This is a genomic window from Pseudomonas sp. NPDC087803 (assembly GCF_044742995.1).
In the GTDB taxonomy this organism is placed as follows: Bacteria; Pseudomonadota; Gammaproteobacteria; order Pseudomonadales; family Pseudomonadaceae; genus Aquipseudomonas.
The window spans coordinates 480,841-501,727 of record NZ_JBIUVO010000001.1 but is presented as its reverse complement, the minus strand read 5'-3'; the positions used below and the strand labels follow the sequence as shown (position 1 = coordinate 501,727).

General features: G+C 62.4%; 18 protein-coding genes and 1 pseudogene. 9 read left to right on the top strand and 10 right to left on the bottom strand.

The features are described 5' to 3' along the window. Positions 1 to 157: 157 nt before the first annotated feature. From ACIOUG_RS02085 to ACIOUG_RS02050, 8 genes are all read left to right on the top strand, one after another. The gene (locus ACIOUG_RS02085) at positions 158 to 1,480 is read left to right on the top strand and encodes an MFS transporter (protein WP_401062127.1); all 1,323 of its coding nucleotides are present in this window, start codon (positions 158 to 160) and stop codon (positions 1,478 to 1,480) included. 158 nt (positions 1,481 to 1,638) lie between these two features. Continuing rightward, the gene (gene araD1, locus ACIOUG_RS02080; protein ID WP_401062125.1) at positions 1,639 to 2,631 is read left to right on the top strand and encodes an AraD1 family protein; all 993 of its coding nucleotides are present in this window, start codon (positions 1,639 to 1,641) and stop codon (positions 2,629 to 2,631) included. A gap of 9 nt (positions 2,632 to 2,640) precedes the next feature. Continuing rightward, positions 2,641 to 4,221, top strand: coding sequence for an aldehyde dehydrogenase (NADP(+)) (locus ACIOUG_RS02075; protein ID WP_401062123.1), 1,581 nt, complete (start codon positions 2,641 to 2,643; stop codon positions 4,219 to 4,221). 161 nt (positions 4,222 to 4,382) lie between these two features. Next, a complete protein-coding gene (locus ACIOUG_RS02070) occupies positions 4,383 to 4,673 on the top strand; it encodes a DUF5629 family protein (RefSeq protein WP_401062121.1) in 291 nt (96 codons plus the stop codon). Then, positions 4,660 to 5,835 carry a lactonase family protein gene (locus ACIOUG_RS02065; protein WP_401062119.1) on the top strand — a complete coding sequence of 392 codons (1,176 nt, stop codon included), beginning with the start codon at positions 4,660 to 4,662 and terminating at the stop codon, positions 5,833 to 5,835. Before ACIOUG_RS02070 ends, ACIOUG_RS02065 begins: the two co-directional genes overlap by 14 nt. Positions 5,836 to 5,991: 156 nt before the next feature. After that, positions 5,992 to 6,171 carry a hypothetical protein gene (locus ACIOUG_RS02060; protein ID WP_401062118.1) on the top strand — a complete coding sequence of 60 codons (180 nt, stop codon included), beginning with the start codon at positions 5,992 to 5,994 and terminating at the stop codon, positions 6,169 to 6,171. A gap of 261 nt (positions 6,172 to 6,432) precedes the next feature. Then, positions 6,433 to 6,642 (top strand): hypothetical protein, encoded by a 210-nt coding sequence (locus ACIOUG_RS02055; protein WP_401062117.1) that lies wholly within the window; start codon positions 6,433 to 6,435, stop codon positions 6,640 to 6,642. Next, positions 6,639 to 6,896, top strand: a complete 258-nt coding sequence (locus tag ACIOUG_RS02050; protein WP_401062115.1) for a hypothetical protein — start codon at positions 6,639 to 6,641, stop codon at positions 6,894 to 6,896. The genes ACIOUG_RS02055 and ACIOUG_RS02050 overlap by 4 nt, the downstream gene beginning before the upstream one ends. A 101-nt stretch (positions 6,897 to 6,997) precedes the next feature. Here the strand turns inward: ACIOUG_RS02050 and ACIOUG_RS02045 are convergent, their stop codons facing one another. The 10 genes from ACIOUG_RS02045 to ACIOUG_RS02000 all read right to left on the bottom strand — a co-directional run bounded on the left by ACIOUG_RS02045 (position 6,998) and on the right by ACIOUG_RS02000 (position 20,250). After that, entirely contained in the window at positions 6,998 to 7,582 is a 585-nt protein-coding gene (locus tag ACIOUG_RS02045; RefSeq protein ID WP_401062113.1) for a glutathione S-transferase, read from the bottom strand. Beyond that, positions 7,579 to 11,220: an AAA family ATPase gene (locus ACIOUG_RS02040; RefSeq protein ID WP_401062111.1), complete on the bottom strand. Its 3,642-nt coding sequence runs from the start codon at positions 11,218 to 11,220 to the stop codon at positions 7,579 to 7,581. The genes ACIOUG_RS02045 and ACIOUG_RS02040 overlap by 4 nt, the downstream gene beginning before the upstream one ends. Further along, positions 11,217 to 12,461, bottom strand: a complete 1,245-nt coding sequence (locus ACIOUG_RS02035) for an exonuclease SbcCD subunit D C-terminal domain-containing protein (protein WP_401062109.1) — start codon at positions 12,459 to 12,461, stop codon at positions 11,217 to 11,219. The genes ACIOUG_RS02040 and ACIOUG_RS02035 overlap by 4 nt, the downstream gene beginning before the upstream one ends. Positions 12,462 to 12,654: 193 nt before the next feature. Beyond that, a complete protein-coding gene (locus ACIOUG_RS02030) occupies positions 12,655 to 14,292 on the bottom strand; it encodes a BatD family protein (RefSeq protein WP_401062108.1) in 1,638 nt (545 codons plus the stop codon). Continuing rightward, positions 14,289 to 16,031 (bottom strand): tetratricopeptide repeat protein, encoded by a 1,743-nt coding sequence (locus ACIOUG_RS02025; RefSeq protein WP_401062106.1) that lies wholly within the window; start codon positions 16,029 to 16,031, stop codon positions 14,289 to 14,291. The genes ACIOUG_RS02030 and ACIOUG_RS02025 overlap by 4 nt, the downstream gene beginning before the upstream one ends. Next, the gene (locus ACIOUG_RS02020; RefSeq protein WP_401062104.1) at positions 16,028 to 17,107 is read right to left on the bottom strand and encodes a vWA domain-containing protein; all 1,080 of its coding nucleotides are present in this window, start codon (positions 17,105 to 17,107) and stop codon (positions 16,028 to 16,030) included. The genes ACIOUG_RS02025 and ACIOUG_RS02020 overlap by 4 nt, the downstream gene beginning before the upstream one ends. Further along, the gene (locus ACIOUG_RS02015; protein ID WP_027613095.1) at positions 17,100 to 17,597 is read right to left on the bottom strand and encodes a DUF4381 domain-containing protein; all 498 of its coding nucleotides are present in this window, start codon (positions 17,595 to 17,597) and stop codon (positions 17,100 to 17,102) included. The genes ACIOUG_RS02020 and ACIOUG_RS02015 overlap by 8 nt, the downstream gene beginning before the upstream one ends. After that, positions 17,594 to 18,538, bottom strand: a complete 945-nt coding sequence (locus tag ACIOUG_RS02010; RefSeq protein WP_401062103.1) for a DUF58 domain-containing protein — start codon at positions 18,536 to 18,538, stop codon at positions 17,594 to 17,596. The genes ACIOUG_RS02015 and ACIOUG_RS02010 overlap by 4 nt, the downstream gene beginning before the upstream one ends. Before the next feature lie 5 nt (positions 18,539 to 18,543). Then, on the bottom strand, positions 18,544 to 19,503 hold the full coding sequence (locus ACIOUG_RS02005; protein ID WP_003218556.1) for a MoxR family ATPase: 960 nt from the start codon (positions 19,501 to 19,503) through the stop codon (positions 18,544 to 18,546). Positions 19,504 to 19,896: 393 nt separating this feature from the next. Continuing rightward, positions 19,897 to 20,250: a hypothetical protein gene (locus ACIOUG_RS02000; RefSeq protein WP_401062101.1), complete on the bottom strand. Its 354-nt coding sequence runs from the start codon at positions 20,248 to 20,250 to the stop codon at positions 19,897 to 19,899. Between the two features lie 505 nt (positions 20,251 to 20,755). Between ACIOUG_RS02000 and ACIOUG_RS01995 the strand changes: the two are divergent. Continuing rightward, positions 20,756 to 20,887: pseudogene (locus ACIOUG_RS01995) on the top strand (hypothetical protein); the annotation flags it as partial.

The following is a 20,887-nucleotide window of genomic DNA, read 5'->3' as shown; positions in this document are numbered from 1 at the left end:
CATGGCTAAACATAAGCGCAAAATCGCCGCTTTGGAAGTGTTGTTGGGTAATTAGTATTACTATATAGTCGTTTTCGACGGAGGGATTGGCCCTGGCGGTTTTCCGCGAGAGGCGTCCCCCGAGGTTCTATAAAAACAACAATCGGAGACCGATCCCATGAGCCAGAAACTGCGGCTTGTCCGGCGCATCACGCTGAAACTGATTCCCTTCCTGATCCTGCTGTACCTGATCGCTTACGTGGATCGCTCCGCCGTCGGCTTCGCCAAGCTGCACATGGGCGCCGACATTGGCATTGGCGACGCAGCCTACGGGCTCGGTGCCGGGCTGTTTTTCATCGGCTACTTTCTGCTCGAAATCCCCAGCAACCTGATGCTCGAACGCTTCGGTGCGCGGCGCTGGTTTGCGCGGATCATGATCACCTGGGGCGCGATCACCATCGGCATGGCGTTCGTCCAGGGCCCGCACAGTTTCTACGTGATGCGCTTTCTGCTCGGCGCGGCGGAGGCGGGCTTCTTCCCCGGTGTTCTGTACTACATCACCCAATGGTTTCCGGTGCGCCATCGCGGCAAGATCCTCGGCCTGTTCATCCTCTCCCAACCGATCGCGATGATGATCACCGGCCCGGTCTCCGGCGGCTTGCTCGGTATGGACGGCATCCTCGGTCTGCACGGCTGGCAGTGGCTGTTTATCGTCATCGGCACCCCGGCGATCCTCCTGACCTGGCCGGTATTGCGCTGGTTGCCCGACGGTCCGCAGAACGTGAAGTGGATGGATCAGGCCGAGAAAGACTGGCTGACCGGTGAACTGAAAAAGGATTTGCAGGAATACGGCCAGACCCGTCACGGCAACCCACTGCATGCGCTCAAAGACAAACGCGTGTTGCTGCTGGCGCTGTTTTACCTGCCGGTGACCCTGAGCATTTATGGCCTCGGCCTGTGGCTGCCGACGCTGATCAAACAGTTCGGCGGCAGCGATCTGGTGACCGGTTTTGTCTCGGCGGTGCCGTACATCTTCGGCATCGTCGGTCTGCTGATCGTGCCGCGCAGTTCTGACCGCATGAATGATCGCTACGGCCACCTCGCGGTGCTCTATGTGCTCGGCGCGATCGGTCTGTTCCTGAGTGCGTGGCTGTCACTGCCGGTGGCGCAACTGGCAGCGCTGTGCCTGGTGGCGTTCGCGCTGTTTTCCTGCACGGCGGTGTTCTGGACCTTGCCCGGGCGGTTCTTCGCTGGGGCGAGTGCGGCGGCGGGGATTGCGCTGATCAACTCGGTGGGCAACCTCGGCGGCTATATCGGGCCGTTCGTGATCGGCGCGTTGAAGGAGTACACCGGGAATCTGGCTTCGGGGCTGTATTTCCTCAGCGGGGTGATGGTGTTCGGTTTGATTCTTACAGTAATCGTCTACCGCGTGCTCGAGCGCAAACACGTGCTGCCAGCTGACCAGTTTGCCGCCAGCGCACGCGGCGCCACCCGAACCTGAATCGGCAGAACAACATGGAACCCATGTGGGAGCGGGCTTGCTCGCGAATGCGGTGGGTCAGCCACCATCATCGTTGAATGACACACCGCATTCGCGAGCAAGCCCGCTCCCACAATGGATCGGCGTCGAACTCAAGACTGGTTTACAGGAGAGGACATATGCATCTGGTTCAATTCGAATTAAGCAACGGCGAGCGCCGCGTCGGCGTGGTCGACAACGGTCTGATCCGCGAAGTACAGGACGCCCGCAGCGTACGCGATCTGGCCCTGGCCGCGATCGAGGCCGGCAATACCCTTGAACAGCAAGTTCAGACCCTCGGCCTGGGCATCAGTCATGACTATGCGCAGTTGCTCAAAGACCTGCGCATCCTGCCACCGCTGGACCATCCCGATCCGGCGCACCTGCTGGTCAGCGGCACCGGCCTGACGCACTTGGGCAGCGCCTCGGCGCGGGACAAGATGCACCAGCAGGCCGGCGACGAAGCGCAAATGACCGACACCATGCGCATCTTCAAATGGGGCGTGGAGGGCGGCAAGCCGGCGGCGGGGCAGGCCGGCGTGCAGCCGGAATGGTTTTACAAGGGCGACGGCGGCATCGTCGTGCGCCCCGGCGAGGCGTTCCCGTTGCCGCCGTTTGCCGAGGATGCCGGCGAGGAACCGGAAATGGCCGGGCTCTACGTCATTGGCCACGACGGCAAACCCTGGCGCCTCGGTTTCGCGGTGGGCAACGAGTTCTCCGACCACGTCATGGAGCGCAAGAATTACCTGTACCTGGCGCATTCGAAACTGCGCAGTTGCAGCTACGGCCCGGAACTGCGCACCGGCGAATTGCCGCAGCATCTGGCCGGCACCAGCCGCATCCTGCGCGACGGCGAAGTGCTGTGGCAGAACGAATTTCTCAGCGGCGAAGCCAACATGTGCCACAGCCTCGCCAACCTCGAATACCACCATTTCAAATACCGCCAGTTCCTGCGTCCTGGCGACGTGCACATCCACTTTTTCGGCACCGCGACCCTGTCGTTCGCCGATGGCATCCGCACCCAACCGGGCGACCGGTTCGAGATCAGCCAGGCCGAATTCGGCGCACCGCTGGTCAACGGCATCGCGCCCGTGGAAGCGGCTTTTCAACCGGACAGCATCGGCACCCTTTAAGGAGCTCCCATGACTCAGATTCTCGGTCACAATTACATTGGCGGACAGCGCAGCGCAGCCGGCAATGTCAAACTGCAAAGCGTCGACGCAACTACCGGCGAACAGCTGCCGTACGATTTCATGCAAGCGACTGAAGCCGAAGTCGATGCCGCCGCCAAAGCCGCCGCCGCCGCGTACCCGGCCTATCGCAGCCTGAGTTCCGAGCGCCGCGCGCAATTTCTCGAGGCGATTGCCGATGAGCTGGATGCGTTGGGTGATGATTTCGTGGCCGTGGTCTGCCGCGAAACCGCGCTGCCCGCCGGCCGGATTCAGGGCGAGCGCGGGCGTACCAGCGGCCAGATGCGCCTGTTCGCCAAGGTCTTGCGGCGCGGTGATTTCTACGGCGCGCGAATCGACCTGCCACTGCCCGATCGCCAGCCGTTGCCGCGTCCGGATCTGCGGCAATACCGCATCGGCCTCGGCCCGGTGGCGGTGTTCGGTGCGAGCAACTTTCCGCTGGCGTTTTCCACGGCCGGTGGCGATACCGCTGCGGCGCTGGCCGCCGGTTGCCCGGTGGTGTTCAAGGCGCACTCGGGTCATATGGCAACTGCTGAACGGGTCGCCGATGCACTGATTCGCGCTGCGGAAAAAACCGCGATGCCGACAGGCGTGTTCAACATGATCTACGGCGGTGGCGTCGGCGAATGGCTGGTCAAGCATCCGGCGATTCAGGCCGTCGGCTTCACCGGTTCGTTGAAGGGCGGGCGCGCACTGTGCGACATGGCTGCGGCGCGGCCGCAGCCGATTCCGGTGTTCGCCGAGATGTCGAGCATTAATCCGGTGATCGTTCTGCCGCAGGCGCTGGCCGTGCGTTCGGAAACCATCGCCCGCGACCTGACTGCGTCGGTGGTGCAGGGCTGTGGTCAGTTCTGCACCAATCCCGGTTTGGTCATTGGTATTCGCTCGCCGCAGTTCAGCGCGTTTGTGCAGCAAGTGGCCGGGCTGATCGGTGACCAACCGGCGCAGACCATGCTCAACGCCGGTACCCTCGGCAGCTACGGCGCAGGCTTGCAGAAACTCTTGGCGCACTCCGGGATCGAGCATCTGGCGGGCCATCCGCAGCAGGGCAATCAGGCGCAGCCTCAGTTATTCAAAGCCGATGTCAGCCTGTTGATCAACTCCGATGAAGTGCTGCAGGAGGAAGTGTTCGGCCCGACCACGGTGATCGTCGAAGTCGCGGACAAGGCCGAGCTGAGTGCGGCGCTGCTGGGCCTGCATGGGCAACTGACGGCGACGATTATCGGCGAGCTGGCCGACTTCGAACGCTTCCCGGAGCTGACGCCGTTGCTTGAGCAGAAAGTCGGGCGGATCCTGCTCAATGGTTACCCGACCGGGGTCGAGGTGTGTGATGCGATGGTGCATGGCGGGCCGTATCCGGCGACGTCCGATGCCCGTGGCACTTCGGTGGGGACGCTGGCGATTGATCGTTTCCTGCGTCCCGTATGCTTCCAGAATTACCCCGACAGCCTGCTGCCGGAACCACTGAAGAATGCCAACCCGTTGCGCATTCAGCGGCTGGTGGATGGCAAGCCCTCGCGCGACGCCCTCTGACCTACAAACCCTGTAGGAGCTGCCGAAGGCTGCGATCTTTTGATCTTGATCTTGATCTTAAAAACAAAATCAAAAGATCGCAGCCTTCGGCAGCTCCTACAGGGGGATCGGGGTGCCATGAGCTATCATTGGCCCTTTCCCCCTAAGAAAGACTGTTTGCCATGACTGCCCAAACCCTTCTCAACGCCCTCGAACACTGCGCAATGGTCGAAATCGACGGCTTGCACGCTTTCGAATTCGCCCTCGACGAAGACGACAACCTGCACATCGAATGCATGGATGGCCGAGCGGCCAAGCATTGGGAATTCACGCCGGCTCAGGTCGCAGCGGCTACTTTTGATAACGACCTGCAGAGCTGGTTGATCGTGGGTGATTCCGGCGAGCATCGCCTGGTTTGCCTCGACGCATTCGGCGGCAGCGACGACGAGGACGAAACCGATGAACATGCGTAAATTCTGGCCGCTGCTGATGGCCGGCAGCGTCGGTGCGATGGGCCTTTCCAGTGCCAGCGCCGAGAACTATCAATTGCTGGTCGGCTCCTACACCGCAGGCACCAGTCAGGGCATCTATCGAATGAATTTCGATAGCACCACCGGCCAGATCGCCGCCAAGCCGCTGCAAGTGGTGAAGAGCGAAAACCCGTCATGGCTGACCCTGTCCAAAGACCAGAAGCATCTGTTCGTGGTCAATGAAAACGGCCCCGGCCAGAAAGATCCGGTCGGCCGCGTCAGCAGCTACAGCATCGACCCCAAGACCCACGCTCTGACCCTGATCAATCAAGTGCAGAGCCTGGGCAACGAGCCGACCCACTCAAGCCTGAGCGGCGATGCCAGCCATCTGTTCGTCAGCAACTATTCGGTGATGGAAGATCCGGGTGGCACCCTCGCGGTATTGCCGGTCGGCGCCGATGGCAAGCTCAAACCGGTGGTGCAGATGAGTGCGCACCCGGCGAGCCGGGTCAACCCCGAGCGTCAGGCCTCGAACCACGTGCACTCGACGGTGTCCTCGCCGGATGGCCGTTACGTGTTCTCTAACGACCTCGGTGCGGACAAGGTCTTCATCTACCAGTTCGACCCGAAGGCCAATCCGGACCTGCCGCTGACCCCGGCGAAAACCGCTTCGATCAGCCTGCCGGCCGGCAGCGGCCCGCGTCATCTGCTGTTCAGTGCTGACGGCAAACATGCCTGGCTGACCATGGAAATGAGCGCGCAGGTCGCGGTGTTCGACTACAACGACGGCGTGCTGACCCAGACGCAACTGGTGGATCTGGCTGCCGGTCAGCCGACCTCGGACAAGGCCGGTGCGGCGCTGCATGCCTCGGCGGATGGCAAATTCCTCTACGTCAGCAACCGTGGCACCGCCAATCAGTTGCTGGTGTTCAGCATTGACCCGGCAACCGGTCAGCTCAAGGAACTGCAAAAGCGTTCGGTGGAAGGTGATCACCCGCGTGAGTTCAGCCTCGATCCAAGTGGCAAATTCCTGCTGATCGCCAACCAGAAAAGCAACGAAATTGTGGTCGTCGAGCGCGATGCCAAGACCGGTCTGCTTGGCAAAACCGTGCAAAAACTGCCGATGGACGCCCCCAGCGACCTGAAGTTTCTAGTGCGACAATAAGCCACAGGCCCCGGTTTGCGGGGCCTGTCTCTTTGTATTAATCGCGCTGATATCCGGTAATGCTACAAAGCATTTCAAGCGATCAACCCTCGAGCGTTAAGTTTGCTCCACGGCCCAACCGGGCAAGCAAGCCAACCGAACACGAGGGTTACCGCCATGAACTTCAATCTCTTCTCCGTTATCGCCGCTTCCGCCATCTCCGCCACCGTTGCATTGCCAGCCAGTGCCAACGCTGAAATCAGCGGCAAAAAATCCCACACCCAGAGCTACACCCAGAAATACCTGCAACAGAGCGCCAACTTCTACGCCGCGCTGGATCACAAAGCCCAACACTGAAAGTCCGATTTGGCACCGCTCCCTGTAGGAGCTGCCGAAGGCTGCGATCTTTTGATCTTCAACGTCAAAAGATCGCAGCCTTCGGCAGCTCCTACACGTATGCGTGATCGAAAAATCTCCGCTCGATAGGTTTTTTCCAACGCTGAGATAGACCGGCTAAATAATCAACCAAGCTGATGTTTACTATGGCAAACCCTGAGTGGTTAGCGCGGCTTTTTTGATTGATCCTGACGGCACTGAAACATGCCCACGGAGCACATCATGGCCAGTTCAATCCTTACCTCAGCCAAACGCGGCGCCTACCTGGCCATCGGTCTTTACCTGGCGCTGGTGCTGTTCGTCAGCATCGCCGCGCAAACTGAACACAGCTTCGACGCACCGATTCAGGTCGCACACCCCGGCATCCAGTTCGAACACCGCGCAGACGTGCTGGTTGATCGTGCTGAACTCGCAGGAGTGGGCGGCGCATGAAAGGTTACAGACTCTGGGTCATCGCCGGATTGGCATTGATGACCAATGGCGCCGCGTTACTCGGCTTCGGCCAAGGCTCAGTCGGCGCGCTGGCGCGGGCCATAGAGGCCAACCACAACATTGCGCACAACATCGAACGTGCCAACTCGCAGGGGTTGCTGGCTGGCAATCCGCCCATCAAGGCTGAAGGCGATTTCCTCGGCCCCTTCGAAGTGGATTGCATGGCACTGGGCATGTGCAACGCGCTGGCCTGAAACACATTCCCTGTAGGAGCTGCCGCAGGCTGCGATCTTTTGATCTTGATCTGAAAAAACAAAATCAAAAGATCGCAGCCTGCGGCAGCTCCTACAGAAGGTTATTTCTTCATGATGGAGGTGAAGAGGTCCGATTCGAGGAAGCGCTGCAACCACGCCTGCAACCGCACATAAGGCGTCTGCGCAAACCACTCCCGATCCACATGCGCAAACTGCCGAACGAACGGCAGCAACGCGATATCTGCAAGACACGGGTGCTCGGCCAGCAAGTAATCGCGATCCGTCAGCAACTCATCCAGCCTCTGCAAAAACACCGCGCCCTCAGCCCGATAGACCTCCATCGGTTGCTCCGGATAGCGTTCGGCGTACTTGTAGCGATTCAGTTGCACCTTGAACCCCTGATCGTTGGCCTCGATCAATTCAGCAATCCGTGAGTCGCCGCCGAGCAGCCAATCGTGCGGATCGTTCTGCGCCAACGCCCAGCGCATGATCTCCAGGCTCTCATCGATCACCCGGCCCTGCGCATCCAGCACCGGCACCGTGCCTTTGGGCGAGAGCGCCAGCATCTCGGCCGGTTTGGCCTTGAGGCTGACTTCGACGATCTGCACCGGCACTCCCGAATAGCGCAGGGCCATCCGCGCGCGCATCGCATAAGGGCAGCGGCGGAACGAATACAGCGTGTTCATTTCACCTCCAGCGTGCTCAAGCCATTGCCTTGGCGAAGCACCTGAATCTGCACCGGAATCCGTTCGTGCATTTCCTGCACGTGCGAGATCACCGCGACCTTACGCCCCTGCGCCTGCAAGCCGTCGAGGGCATCCATGGCCAGTTGCAGCGATTCCGGATCGAGGCTGCCGAAGCCTTCGTCGATGAACAGCGATTCGATTTTCAGCGTGCTCGACGCCATCGACGCCAAGCCCAGTGCGAGGGCCAGCGACACCAGGAACGTCTCACCGCCGGACAGCGAATGCACCGAGCGCAATTCGTCGCCCATTTCGGTATCCATCACCAGCAGGCCGAGCATGCTGCCGCCGCGTTTCAGGCGATAACGCTTGACCAGTTGGCGCAACTGCACGTTGGCGTGATGCACCAGCAGGTCGAGGTTGTAGGCCTGGGCGATCTTGCGGAAGGTGTCGCCGGTGGCCGAGCCGATCAACGCATTCAGACGCGCCCAGCGCTGGTACTCGGCATAGGCATCGGCGATCTGCTGCGCCAGCGCTTGGTTGGCGTTTTGCCGGCGCTGATCTTCAGCCTGTTCGGCGCGCAGTTCGGCGCACTGTTGCTCGCTGAGGTTGAACTGCTGTTGCAGGTCGGCGAGGGCGCCGGCGAGTTGTTCGGCATCGAGGTTGCCGTTGTGCTGCGCCTGATGATCGGCCAGGCGCTGGTCACGTTCTTGCAGCAGCACCTTGGCCTGTTCGATGGCTTTTTCATTGTGCTGCAAGCGCTGGCGCAGTTCGCTGAGCTGCGCCTCATCGACGCGCAGCAAGTCTTCGAGGCCGCCGTCATCCAGCTCCGGATGGTGCGCGCGCCAGTCGGCAATCTTCTGCGTCAGTTCGCCGTCTTCGCTTTGCAGCGCCTGCAAGCGTTCCTGCTGCGCCTTGAGTTCGGCGCTGATCTGCACAAGTTGGGTGCGTACGTTTTGCAGTTCCGAAGCGGTGCTGGTTTCGGCGTTGCGCGCCTGCTCCACGGCCTGCTCCAGTTGCTGCTGCCAGTGCTCGGCGCTGCTGTGCTCGCCCAACAGTTGCGCCAGTTGCGCCTGACAGGCCTGTTGTTGCGCTGCCAGCGTGCTGAACTGCTGCTCGGCGCTTTGCAGCTGCTGGACGCGGCTGTGCTGGCGATCCTGTTCTTTCTCCAGGGTTTGCTGGCGTTGTTGCTGTTCGGCCAACTCTTCCTTTTGCTGCTCGACTTGCGCCAGACGCTCGGCGATTTGCCGATCCAGCTGCATGAAGGTTGCCGCCGGCTCGATGCGCAAGGCTTCGAGGGTGTCGGCCGGCAGCAGGCTGGCGAACGCACTGAGCTCTTCGTCGAGACGCTGACGGTCGCTGCTCAGTTCGCGTTGTTGGTTGCTCAAGTGCTGCGCCGCTTGCTGATGCGCGGTTTCGGCGTTGCGCAGTTGCTGGGTCAGGCGCGCCGCATCCTGTTGCAGGGTGAGCAGGGCGCTCTGGCGTTGCTCGTCCTGAGTGATGCTCTGGTTCAACTGAGCAGTTTGCCGGGCCAGCCAGGCGTCGCGTTTATCGGCGTCCTGATTCAGCAACTGTGGCGCCAGCGGATGTGCCTCCAGACTCGGTGCCAGGGCCTGAAGCTGGGCGCTCAATTGTTCCTGCTGTTGCAACAGCTCTTTCTGCCGGGCGATCACGCCGCCGACTTCAGCGCGCAAGTCGGTGAGTTTTTCCTTGAGCTGATCCACCGCTTGCTGCGCGCTGGCCTGCTCGGATTCATCGTGTCGGCCGAGGCTTTGCAGCAGCGCTTCCGGCTGATGATACGGATGCTCGTTGCTGCCGCAGACCGGGCACGGCTGGTCGTCCTGCAACTGTGCGCGCAGCTCTTCGACACTGGCACTGCGTGCCAGACGCTGGCGCTCGAGCAGTTCGCGGGTGACGTTGAGGGTTTGTTCGGCGACAGTCAGTTCGGCTTTGCGTTGCACCCCGTCCTGGGTCAGGTGCTCGCGCTCCTGCTGTGCATCGAGCAGGCGCTGTTGCAGTTCGGCGCCGCGTTTTTCCAGTTCCTGCTGACTGGCCCAGAGCCGCGTCAAATCTTCGAGGGCGCGCAGTTGTTTGCGGTTGTCCTGCAACAGATTGCCGAGGATGCCGATCTGCTCGGCGACCGCATCCGGCTCGGCCCCGGCCTCTTTGAACAGCACTTCCAGTTGCTGTTTTTGCGTGGCCAGCGCCTCGGCGCTGTGCGTGGCATTCTGTTCGAGGGTTGCCAGTTCGGCCTGGCCCTTGTTCAGGCGATTGCCAATCAGCATCAGCTGTTGCAGGCGATCGCGATAGGCATTCCATGCATCGCTGAGCGGTGCCAGATGAGCGCTTTGTTCGAGCTCGGCGGCCATTTTCTGCAGGCGTTCAGCAACTTCAGCCTGTTTTTCCTGCAAGGCTTGAATGGCGCTCTGGCCTTGCGTGCAGGCCTGCTCGGCGGCTTGCCGGGCTTCGGCGCTGAGCGCGGTGTCCTTGGCGAGGCGGGCGAGGGTGCTTTGCTCGTCGAAGGCCTGACGCAGTAGCGGGGCGCTCTCGCTGTGCCGCTGCTGTGCTTCGCTGAGGGCGAGTTTTGCCGCATCCAGCGCCTGCGCCAGTTGCGTCTGGCGCTCGTTGAGCTCGCCATGCTGGCGAGTGTGCGCGGCGATCTGTGCGGCCAGCGGCGTCAGCTGCGCATCGAGTTCGGTCTTGCGCGCAAACTGATGGCGTTGCGGCGCCAGTTGCTCCAGCCGCGTCAGCTTCAAGCGTTCGCCGGCCAGTCCTTGCCACTGTTGCTGCGCACTCTGCAGTTGCTCGGCGGCGGCTTGTTGCGCGTCCTGCAACTGGCGCAAATCCTTGAGCCAGCTGTGCTGTTGTTCGAGTTGCTTGAGTTGCGCTTGCTGCAACTTCAATTGCTGCTGGGCGCTGTTGAAACGCTCATCCAGTTCGGCACGGGCTTCGGGCGCCAGCGGGGTGACGCCGGTGGCCTGGTCCTGCAGCAGCTTGTGCGCTTCGCGGGCCTCTTTGGTCTTGTCGAAGGCGCGGCGGCCGAGGCGGGTGTAGAGCGCGGTGTCGGTGAGTTTTTCCAGCAGTTCGCTGCGGTCGTTGTCGTCGGCTTTGAGAAACGCACTGAACTCGCTCTGGGCCAGCAGCACGGCGCGGGTGAACTGTTCGAAGTTCAGGCCCAGTGCGGCTTCGAGTTGGGTCTTGTATTCGCCTTTCTGACTGGCGAGCAGTTGATCCTGATCGATGTCGCGCAGGCTCTGGCGACTGGCCTGCAACTTGCCACCGGCCTTTTCGCGGGCGCGGTTGGCTTCCCAGCGCGCGCGATAACGGCGGCCGTCGACGCCGACAAAATCCACTTCGGCATACCCTTCACCGGTGCCGCGGCGCAGCAGCGTGCGCGGGTCGCCGGTGGCGATTTCACCGTCAGCGTCCGGCACCTTGGCGTCGCGCCCGGTGTTGTTCAGGCGCGGCACCGCGCCGAACAGCGCCAGGCACAACGCATCGAGCAAGGTACTTTTACCCGCGCCGGTCGGCCCGGTGATCGCGAACAGGCCGGCACTGGCCAGCGGCTCGGCGGTGAAATCAATCTCGAACGGCCCCGCCAGCGAAGCGAGGTTCTTCAAGCGAATGGCGAGAATCTTCATGGCTGCTCGCCCTCCATCTGTACGTCCTGCAGCAGTTCGGCGAAGTCCTTGAGCGTCTGCTCATCGACCTCGTTGCCGTAGTTGTCCAGCCAAGCGCGGCTGAACAATTCCTGCGGGGTGAGTTGATCGAGTTCGATCAATGCGCTGCCTTCTTCGGCACCGTCAGCACCGCGATTGCCGGCGTATTCGGCGGCGATCCGCACCAGGCGCACGGCCTTGCCTTGCAGGGCGTTTTCCACTTGATGGCGCAGATCCGGCTGTGGCTCGTCGAGGGTCACGCGCACCTCCAGCCATGGCTGGCGCTGGGTTTCAGCAAGCAGATCAATATTCGGCAGGTCGGCCAGTTGCAGGAGGATGTCCGCCAGCGGCGCCGGGCCGATGCGTTGCAGGTTGACCGACCTTGGAATCAGTTTCGGTTCGACGCTGACCAGGGTTTCGCCGTCGAGGGTGACGTCGAGAATCTGGTGCTGATAACCGATTTCCGAGAACGACAGCGGAATCGGCGAGCCGCTGTAGCGAATGCGTTCTTCACCGTTGACCTTCTGCGGCTTGTGCAAATGGCCGAGGGCGACGTAGCTGATGCTCGGCCCGAACAGGCTGGCGGGCAGCGCTTCGGCGTTACCGATGATCAGGCTGCGCTCGGAATCTTCCGACACCGAACCGCCGGCCATGTGCGCGTGGCTGATGGCGACCAGCGCCTGACCCGGTTGGCGCTTGGCATTCGCCGCTTCGATCAGCCATTCATGCACCTGACCGATACCGCGCAGATAGTCGTCGCCCAGATGCGCACCCGTCACCTCTGCCGGACGCAGGAACGGCAGCGCCAGGCACCACGCGGCGATTTCACCCTGTGCATTCGGCAGTGGCAGCAGCAGACGTTCGGCGTCGAGCTGGCCGTCATCCAGCCACAGCACCCGGCCCAGCGCATGGGTGCGCAAGCGACGCATCAGCGGCGCCGGCAGTTCGATGCGCGAGCCGGAGTCGTGGTTGCCGGCGATCATCACGATGGTCAGCAACGGCTGCTGCTCGTGGGCGCTGACGATGAAGTCGTAAAGGCGTTCCTGAGCTTTGACCGGCGGATTGACCGTGTCGAAGATGTCACCGGCAATCAGCAGCACATCCGGCTGCGCCAGTTGCAGTTGGCGCAGCAGCCATTCGAGAAAGCACGCATGCTCGAAATCGCGCTCCTGGCCGTGCAGGTTTTGCCCAAGGTGCCAGTCGGAGGTGTGGAACAGACGCAAGGTGGACTCCGCTACAGAAATAGGTGATGGCCGCAGGAAAATGATGGGCGGCTAAAGAGGGGGGAGTTTACTGGCAAATGGGAGGGCTTGCCCAAAGGCTTGAAAAATCAAAAGATCGCAGCCTGCGGCAGCTCCTACAGAGTGAGCGTTTGTCTACCCTGTAGGAGCTGCCGCAGGCTGCGATCTTTTGCTTTTACTTCGGATAAAGCGGCGGCAACCCGCTATCACCCACCGGATCCTGCACCCGCTCAGCCGCCGGAATCGTACGGATTGCCCGCCACAAATCCTCACCCTGCCAGTGCTGCCCGGTCTCGCTGTACAGCGCGCCGTTGAGGCCATCGAGGGCGTCGGAAAGCGGTACGAAGCGCGCCGCCATATCCGCCAAAGTCTCCGGCTGCTGCCGCGCCCACGCATCCAGCGCCTGCCGGGTCGCTTGCGGATCATTCGCCTGGCACGCCCGTTTGATGTCGTCCAGCAAGGTGCGCGGGCTTGGCCCGGTTTGCGCGGCGCGGTGCACCGCCGGTTGCCAGCGTGCGCGCCACCACAGGCCGAAGCCGAGCAGGGTGGTGCAGGCGAGGATCAGGGTGCTGAGTTTCCACCACCACAGCACATCGTTATCGACGACACTCGGTTGCAGATTGCCGGCCGGGGTGTCGACCTGCAGGCTCGGGTTGTTCGCCACTTGCAGGGTGTGCGCCGGCAGGCTGGTGTGTTCCAGATGATCTTCGAAGGTGTTCCACCAGATCACCTCAACGCTTGGCAATTCGATCGCACCGCTGCGGCTGGGCACCAGCGCTTCGCGTTCTTCGCGGCTGCCGATCAGGCCGCGCTCGCCGCTCTGGTTGCTCAACACCGGCTGGTCGGGGTAGCGGCGCAGGCCATTGGCCTCGGTGCCGGGCAGGGGCGGCAATTGCGAACTGGCCAGGCCTTCGGCTTTCAGGGTCAGGCTGCGCGTCAGGGAATCGCCGACCTGAAGGTGATCCGGCTCCGGGTTCCAGCTTTCGCTCAGGCTCAGGCTGCGCGCCGGCAGCCACGGCACATCGGCCGGGTAGGCCAGCGGTTTCGGTTTGACTGTCAGTGGAATCTCGGAAGAACTGACGCGCAGCAGCTTGCCCGGTTTCGGGCCTTGCGCAGTCGCGTCCTGGGCCGGATTGGCGTCGACCAGCGTGGCACTGAACGTCTGCGGGGCGATGGTCAGCAAGCCGCTGTGCTGCGGGTAGATCGCATAGCGCATCTCGATCACGCCATGGCGCACGCCGTTGATGTCTTTTTCGTAGGTGCGCGTATCGCCCAGTTGCTCGATACGCGCGTCGGCGATTTGCAGCGGGGTCAGGCTGCTGTCGTCGTACAGCGACACCGAGTGGTAAATACGCAGGGTCAGGATCGCCTGGGCCTGCACGTAAACGCCAGGCTGGTCGAGGCTGGCCTCGATGAACACCGGATCCAGGTTGTTTTTCTCTTCGCGGGTGTCGCTCTCGACCACTTGCACGGTGATCGGCTGGCTCTGCACGTCGCCCAGTTGCAGCGGCGGGATGACCACGCTGCCGTTCTCTTTCGGCAGCAGGGTGATGATCCAGCGCGTGGTAGCGCGGTTATCGCCATTGAGGGTGTTCAACTGGTTGACCTGGCGCGTGCCGCGCACCTCGAAGGCTGACTCCAGCGGCGTCAGGTCGGGCTTGCCGAATTGCGTGACATCGTCGGTTTCGAGGGTGAGTTCGACCGTCTCGCCGGAGTTCAGGCGACTGCGATCCACGCTGGCCGTCAGCTCGGCCGCGTGGGCGGTGGCCGTGCAGAGCAGCAGGGGCAGCAAGAGAGCGGTGAAGCGGGTCATCGAGTTTTTTCCTGATCCTGATGTTGCTGCTGTTCGTACCAGAATTTGCGTCGCAGCAATTCGCCCGGATTGTCCGGAATCTTGCCCAGCCATTGTTCCAGTGCCTGACGCTGTTCGCCTTCGAGGTTGTCCTCGGCGGGCTGCAGCGGCGGTTGATTATTCGCAGCTTCCTCCGGCGGGTTGCCCGGTACTTCGTTGGGCCCCGGCTGCGGTGGCCTGGTCGCTGGCGGTTCGTTGGCCGACTCGCCGGGCTGCGCCTCGCTCGGGGTTTCACTTTTAACCGCCGGTGGCGGCGCGGTCGCCGGCGGTGGTTCATCGCCGGGCACGTTCGGCTGCGCTGTTTGCGGTTGCGGCTGCGGCTCGGACGGGGGCGGGGTGTTCTTCTGCTTGAGCAGGGTTTCCACCAGCGCCTTGTTGGTCAGCGCCGGGCGCAAGTCCGGTTGCAGTTCCAACGCTTGTTCGTAGGCGTCGATGGCCGCTTCCAGTTCGCCACTTTTCGCCAGCGCGTTGCCCCGATTGTAGTGGGCGCGGGCATCGCTGCCTTCGGCAAAACGCTGAGCGGCGCCACTGTAATCGCCGGCCTCGTACAACGCCAGCCCTTGCCACTGGTGATCTTCGAAGTGTTCGGCGGCCTCAGCCGGGCGCTTTTGCTTGAGCAGGTGCAGGCCCTGTTGGTCGGGACGCAGCCACAGGTCTTCGAAGTCGAAAGCGTAGCTCGGCTGGGGCAGACAAAACAGCAATGGCAGACAGAACAACCAGCCACGTCGCCCGGCGCAGGCCGCCAGCAGCAACAGTGGCAACAGCAGCCAGTAGCCCTGATCGGCCCAGGTGTCGAGGCGCACGGTCTGGCCGTCGTTGCGCAGGCTGCGCGGGCCATCGAGCAGGCCGAGGGCGCGCAAATCGGATTCGTCCAGACGCGCGCTGTGGTATTCGCCGCCGACGCTGGCGAGGAACGCGCCAAGGCTCGGACTGTCGAGTTGCGGCACGCGGATCGCGCCTTGTTCGTCCTTGAGGAAACTGCCGTCTTCCTGAGCGATCGGCGCGCCTTCAGCGGTGCCGATGCCGAGCATCAGTAGTTGTGCCGATTGCCGGCCGAGGGCGTGGCGAATGCCTTGGCGTTCTTCCTCGCTCAGCGAGGAGCCGATCAGCAGAATCCGTCCCTGACCGAGCGCGCCTTGCTTGAGCAAGGCCAATGCTTTGCTCACGCCGAGATCAGCGCGATGACCGCTTTCCGGCATCAGCGACGGCTTGAGCGCGTCGAGCAGATTGTGGCTGGTCGCCAAGTCATCCGACAGCGGCACCAGCGTGTGCGCGCTGCCGGCGTAGACGACGATCGCGGTCTGCGCATCGCTGCGTGCCTGCAACAGGTCGAACAGCTTGCGCCGGGCCTGCTCCAGTCGCGTTGGCGGCGAGTCGGTGGCGAGCATTTCCGGGGTCAGCTCCAGAACGACAACCAGCGGGTCGGCAGGTTTCTGGCTGGTCTGTTCGACACGCTCCCAGCTCGGTCCGAGCAGGGCGATGATGGTCAGCAGCCACGCCACGCCAAGGGCGACCCACGGCAGCTTGCTGTCGCGCCCGTTGCCACCGCTGAGCAGCGTCGCGTGGAACGCCGGCGGCAGAATCATCTGCCAGCGTCCGGCGCGTTTCTGCCGGTGCCAGAGTTGCCAGATCAGCCAGCCCAGCAGCGGCAGAAGCAGCAGCCACCAGGGGCGGAACCAGTGCGGCCAGAGCGCGATCATCGGCGCCTCCGCAGACGCAGGCGTTTCAGACGCTCGCGCCAGTCAGGCAACGGACTTTGCAGATACAGCTCCTTGGTGAACAGGCGTTGCAACGGATTGTCCGGCCACAATTCGCGGGCGACCAGCAACAGGCTCAGCACCAGCGCCAACGCCAGTGGCCACTGATACAAGGCGTGCGCCGGGCGCGCCTGGGTCGGTTGCTGGGTCACCGGTTCGAGTTGATCGAGGGTGTCCCTGATCGCTTGCAGCTCTTTGCCGTCGCGGGCGCGGAAGTACTGACCGCCGGTGGCGTTGGCGATGGCTTTGAGGGCCGGTTCGTCGAGGTCCAGGCTCGGATTGACTCCGAGCAGACCGGTGCTGCCACTGTCTTCCGGGTCGGCACCGATGCCGATCGGATAGATTTTCACCCCTTCGCTGGCGGCCAGTTTCGCCGCCGTCAGCGGATCGATTTCGCCGCCGTTGTTGGCGCCGTCGGTGACCAGAATCAGCACTCGGCTTTGCGCCGGACGCATGCGCAGGCGTTTCAGCGCGAGACCGATTGCATCGCCGATGGCGGTGTTTTTCCCGGCGATGCCGATGCGCGCCTCATCGAGCCAGACGCGCACGGTGTGGCGGTCAAACGTCAGCGGTGCCTGCAGATAGGCCTGACTGCCGAACAGGATCAGACCGACCCGGTCGCCATCACGACTTTCAAGGAAATCCCCGAGCAGATGCTGGACCAGCGACAAGCGGCTGACGTCTTCGTCCTGCCACTGCATGTCGGGGAAATCCATCGAACCGGACACGTCCACCGCCACCAGCAGATCGCGGCCGCTGGCGGCAATCGGCAACGGTTCGCCGAGCCACTGCGGGCGAGCGGCGGCGCTCAGCAGCAACAGCCACAACAACAGGAACGGCGCTTGCTGGCGCCACGCCGGCAGGTTGGCCCGGGCCCGTCGTCGCGCCAGACCTTCTAGGTCGGAGAGGAAACTCACGCGCAACGCCGGCTCGCCGCTGTCGGCCACCGGCAGTACCAGACGCATCAGCCACGGCAGCGGCAGCAGCACGAAAATCCACGGCCAGGCGAACTCAAACATGCTTGCGAATCCAGGTGTCGACGGCTTGGGTCAGGCCGGCGATGGCTTTGTCGTCGAGTTTGCATTCGGGCTTGTAGGCGCCTTCGACCAGCACCATCCAGCGCGTCAGGCCGGCGGCCGGGCAGCGGTTGTCGAGAAACGCCAGCCATTTGCGCCCGTTGAGTGTGTGGCTCTGGCTGTAGGGATAATGGTTGCGGCACAGGCGTTTGAGCAGACCGTTGAGCTGCTGCAGCCAGGCACCGGCCGGTGCGCCGTCGTAGGGTTTGGGCATCTGCGCCAGTTCGGCCAGCGCGGCGATGCGCACTGGATCGAGTGGTTGTTCGGCGCGCACGATCGGGCGTTTCTTGATCGGGATGAACCGGCGCAAACGCCACACGGCGAAACCGAGCAGCGGCAGCAATAACAACAGCAGCCACCAGCCGGGCGCTGGCGGCCAGAAGTCGATCGGCGGCGGGGAAATCAACGGTTGCAGTTGCTCGAGGCCGTTCATCGACTGCTCCCCGGGCGCTGCGGATTGAGGAATTCACGCATCTGCTCGACCATCTCGCTTTGCGTGCTCAGCGGCATCAGCAGCACCCGCAGTTTTTGCGCGAGCAATTCCCAGCGGGCGATGCGTGCTTCGGCCTGAGCGCGATAGGTCTGGCGCAGCTCGAAATTCAGCGTGTCGAGTTCCAGTTGTGCGCCTCTTTCGGCGAACCTCAACAGCCCGGCGGCGGGCAGGGCGTGATCCAATGGATCGGACAGCGGCAGCATCAGCAGATCGCAATGCCGCGACAGCAGGCTCAGTTGCTGTTCGGCGCTGTCGGACAGCGCGCGCTCGTCGCAGATCACGATCACCAGACTGCCCGGGCGCAACACTTCACGCGCCCGGCGCAGCGCCACGCCGAGGGCATCGCGGTCCGGCTCGCGTTCGCTGTGCAGCGACTGATTGACCTTGACCAGGCGGTTGAGCAGTTGCAGCAGGCTCTGCTTGCTGCGGCGCGGTTTGATTTCGTAATGCTCGTTGTCGCCGAACACCAGCCCGCCGACCCGGTCGTTGTGCCCGAGCGCCGCCCAGCCGATCAGCGCTGCTGCCTGCGCCGCGAGCACCGACTTGAACATCAGCCCGGAGCCGAAGAACAGCCGGGTGCTTTGCTCGACCATGATGAAAATCGGTCGCTCGCGTTCTTCATGGAACAGCTTGGTGTGCGGCTCCTGGGTACGCGCGGTGACGCGCCAGTCGATGGTGCGCACGTCGTCGCCGGCCTGATAGACCCGCACCTGATCGAAGTCGACGCCACGACCACGGAATTTCGAGTGATGCAAACCGATCAGCGGGCTGCGCTGACTCGGCGTGGAAAACAGCTGCACTTCGCGCACACGGTGACGCATCTCGATCAGGTCGGTGAGGCTGATGCGGATGCCCGGTTCGGACGGCAGGGGGGCGTTCATGGGGGTCAAGCGACGGCTACGACGTCGAGAATCCGCTGCACCACCCGATCCTGATCGATGCCGGCGGCTTCGGCTTCAAACGACAGAATGATGCGGTGACGCAACACGTCGAACAGCACCGCCTGAATGTCTTCGGGGCTGACGAAATCGCGCCCGGCGAGCCACGCGTGAGCGCGGGCGCAACGGTCGAGGGCGATCGAGCCGCGCGGGCTGGCGCCATAGGCGATCCACTCGGCCATTTCCGGATCGAATTTGGCCGGGGTGCGCGTGGCCATGACCAGTTGCACCAGGTATTCCTCCACGGCGTCGGCCATGTACAGACCGAGGATTTCCTTGCGCGCGGCGAAGATCGCCTGCTGGCTGACCCGGCGTTCCGGTTTGGTTTCGCCATTCAGCGCTTCGCCACGGGCCTGCTGCAGGATCCGGCGTTCGACGGCGGCGTCGGGGAAGCCGATCTTGACGTGCATGAGGAAACGGTCGAGCTGGGCTTCCGGCAGCGGGTAGGTGCCTTCCTGCTCGATCGGGTTCTGCGTGGCCATCACCAGAAACAGTGGCGACAGCTCGTAGGTGCTGCGCCCGACGCTGACCTGACGTTCGGCCATGGCTTCGAGCAGCGCCGATTGCACCTTGGCCGGGGCACGGTTGATTTCGTCTGCCAATACCAGGTTGTGGAAGATCGGCCCTTGCTGGAACACGAAACTGCCGGTTTCCGGGCGATAGATCTCGGTGCCGGTGATGTCGGCCGGCAGCAGGTCCGGGGTGAACTGGATGCGATGGAACTGGGCTTCGATGCCCTCGGCGAGTTCTTTGATCGCTTTGGTCTTGGCCAGACCCGGAGCGCCCTCGACCAGCATGTGGCCGTCGGCGAGCAGGGCGATGAGCAAACGCTCGATGAGTTTTTCCTGGCCGAGAATCTGCGTTGAAAGAAAGGTTCGCAGCGCCAGCAGCGCTTCACGATGTTCCATCGGTGACTGTTCCTGGAAAGGGTGGCCGCAGGCGTTCGGATAACGCCGGGGCTGGGGGCGTTACTTTAATCCATCGAGGGGGGTGGCGACTAACGGCATTTTGCGCAAAGTGCGGGAAATGACCGGGGGATTTGTTGGAATTTTGTAGCCGGAGAAAGGTGCAGTGTTCTTTCGGGCCTCTTCGCGAGCAGGCTCGCTCCCACATTTGAGCGGTGTACACCCATCAATGTGGGAGCGAGCCTGCTCGCGAAGGGGGCAATCCAGACGACATCAAATTTCGCCCCATCGCTGGCAAGCCAGCTCCCACAGGTATCAGCGGTGCGAATGCGATTTATGCAACACATCGACTCTGTGGGAGCTGGCTTGCCAGCGATGAGGCCAGTCCAGCCGATATCAAATCTGGCTGATATAGGTCCCGGTGCCATCCAGAATATTCTTCAGGGTTTGCTCAACCTCATCCAGATCAACCATATCCGGATTGAAAGTGATCTCCAGGACGTCATCGCCATTCAACGCATCGGCATCCGCCGCCGCGATCTCGATTTTCAACAGGGTCTTGGACAGGGTGACTTTCACGCCATCCAGCGTCGAAGGCTCGCCATCCAGGGTGATCTCCAGCTCATCCTCGTCCGGGTAGCGGCTCATCAGAAACATCTCGCCCTTGTCGCTGTGGCAGCAGAGCATGGCCATGTTGTCTTCTTCGTCGTCGCACGGGTTGACGATCAGTAGGGCGGTGGTCATTTGCATGGGGGAATTCCTGCCTTGAAGGGCGTGTTGGTCGCAATTGGGCGCGATTCTGCCAGCCCTCGGGAATTTCTGCATGTGAGAGTGTCAGAGGATGTGTCGTGAACGCGACACAGGTCAATGGTCATTTCTGGCACGCATGTACCGTAAAAACGGGCATTCGAGCCGCCGTTTTGCGCCATGACTGCTAGTGTTTACCGGTGCCAAATCCTTTGTTTACGTGCCAATGACCGAATATGTCGCAGCACCGCAAGCAGACACATTGTCGCACCCATTAAGCTGCGCAACGGATGAGCACCCGTAAAGCCATTGTCGGCAGCCCCGACCGTCGGTTTTGCAGATGCCCATTCAATGGAAGGTGAATGTGACCTGAGTGTCCCGTCCAGCTTCACCCACCTGTCCCCCTGTTTCCTCTGCCCGAGAATCAGGAACAGGGCGACACAAGCCCCGAAAGGGGTGTTGCACGCGACGCTTTCCATCAATAACAAGCTTAAGCGGAGTACCACAGATGGCGTTCTTCACCGCAGCCAGCAAAGCCGACTTCCAGCACCAACTGCAAGCGGCACTGGCGCAGCACATCAGTGAACAGGCACTGCCACAAGTGGCGCTTGCAGTTGGTGCTGGAAGTCGGCTTTGCTGG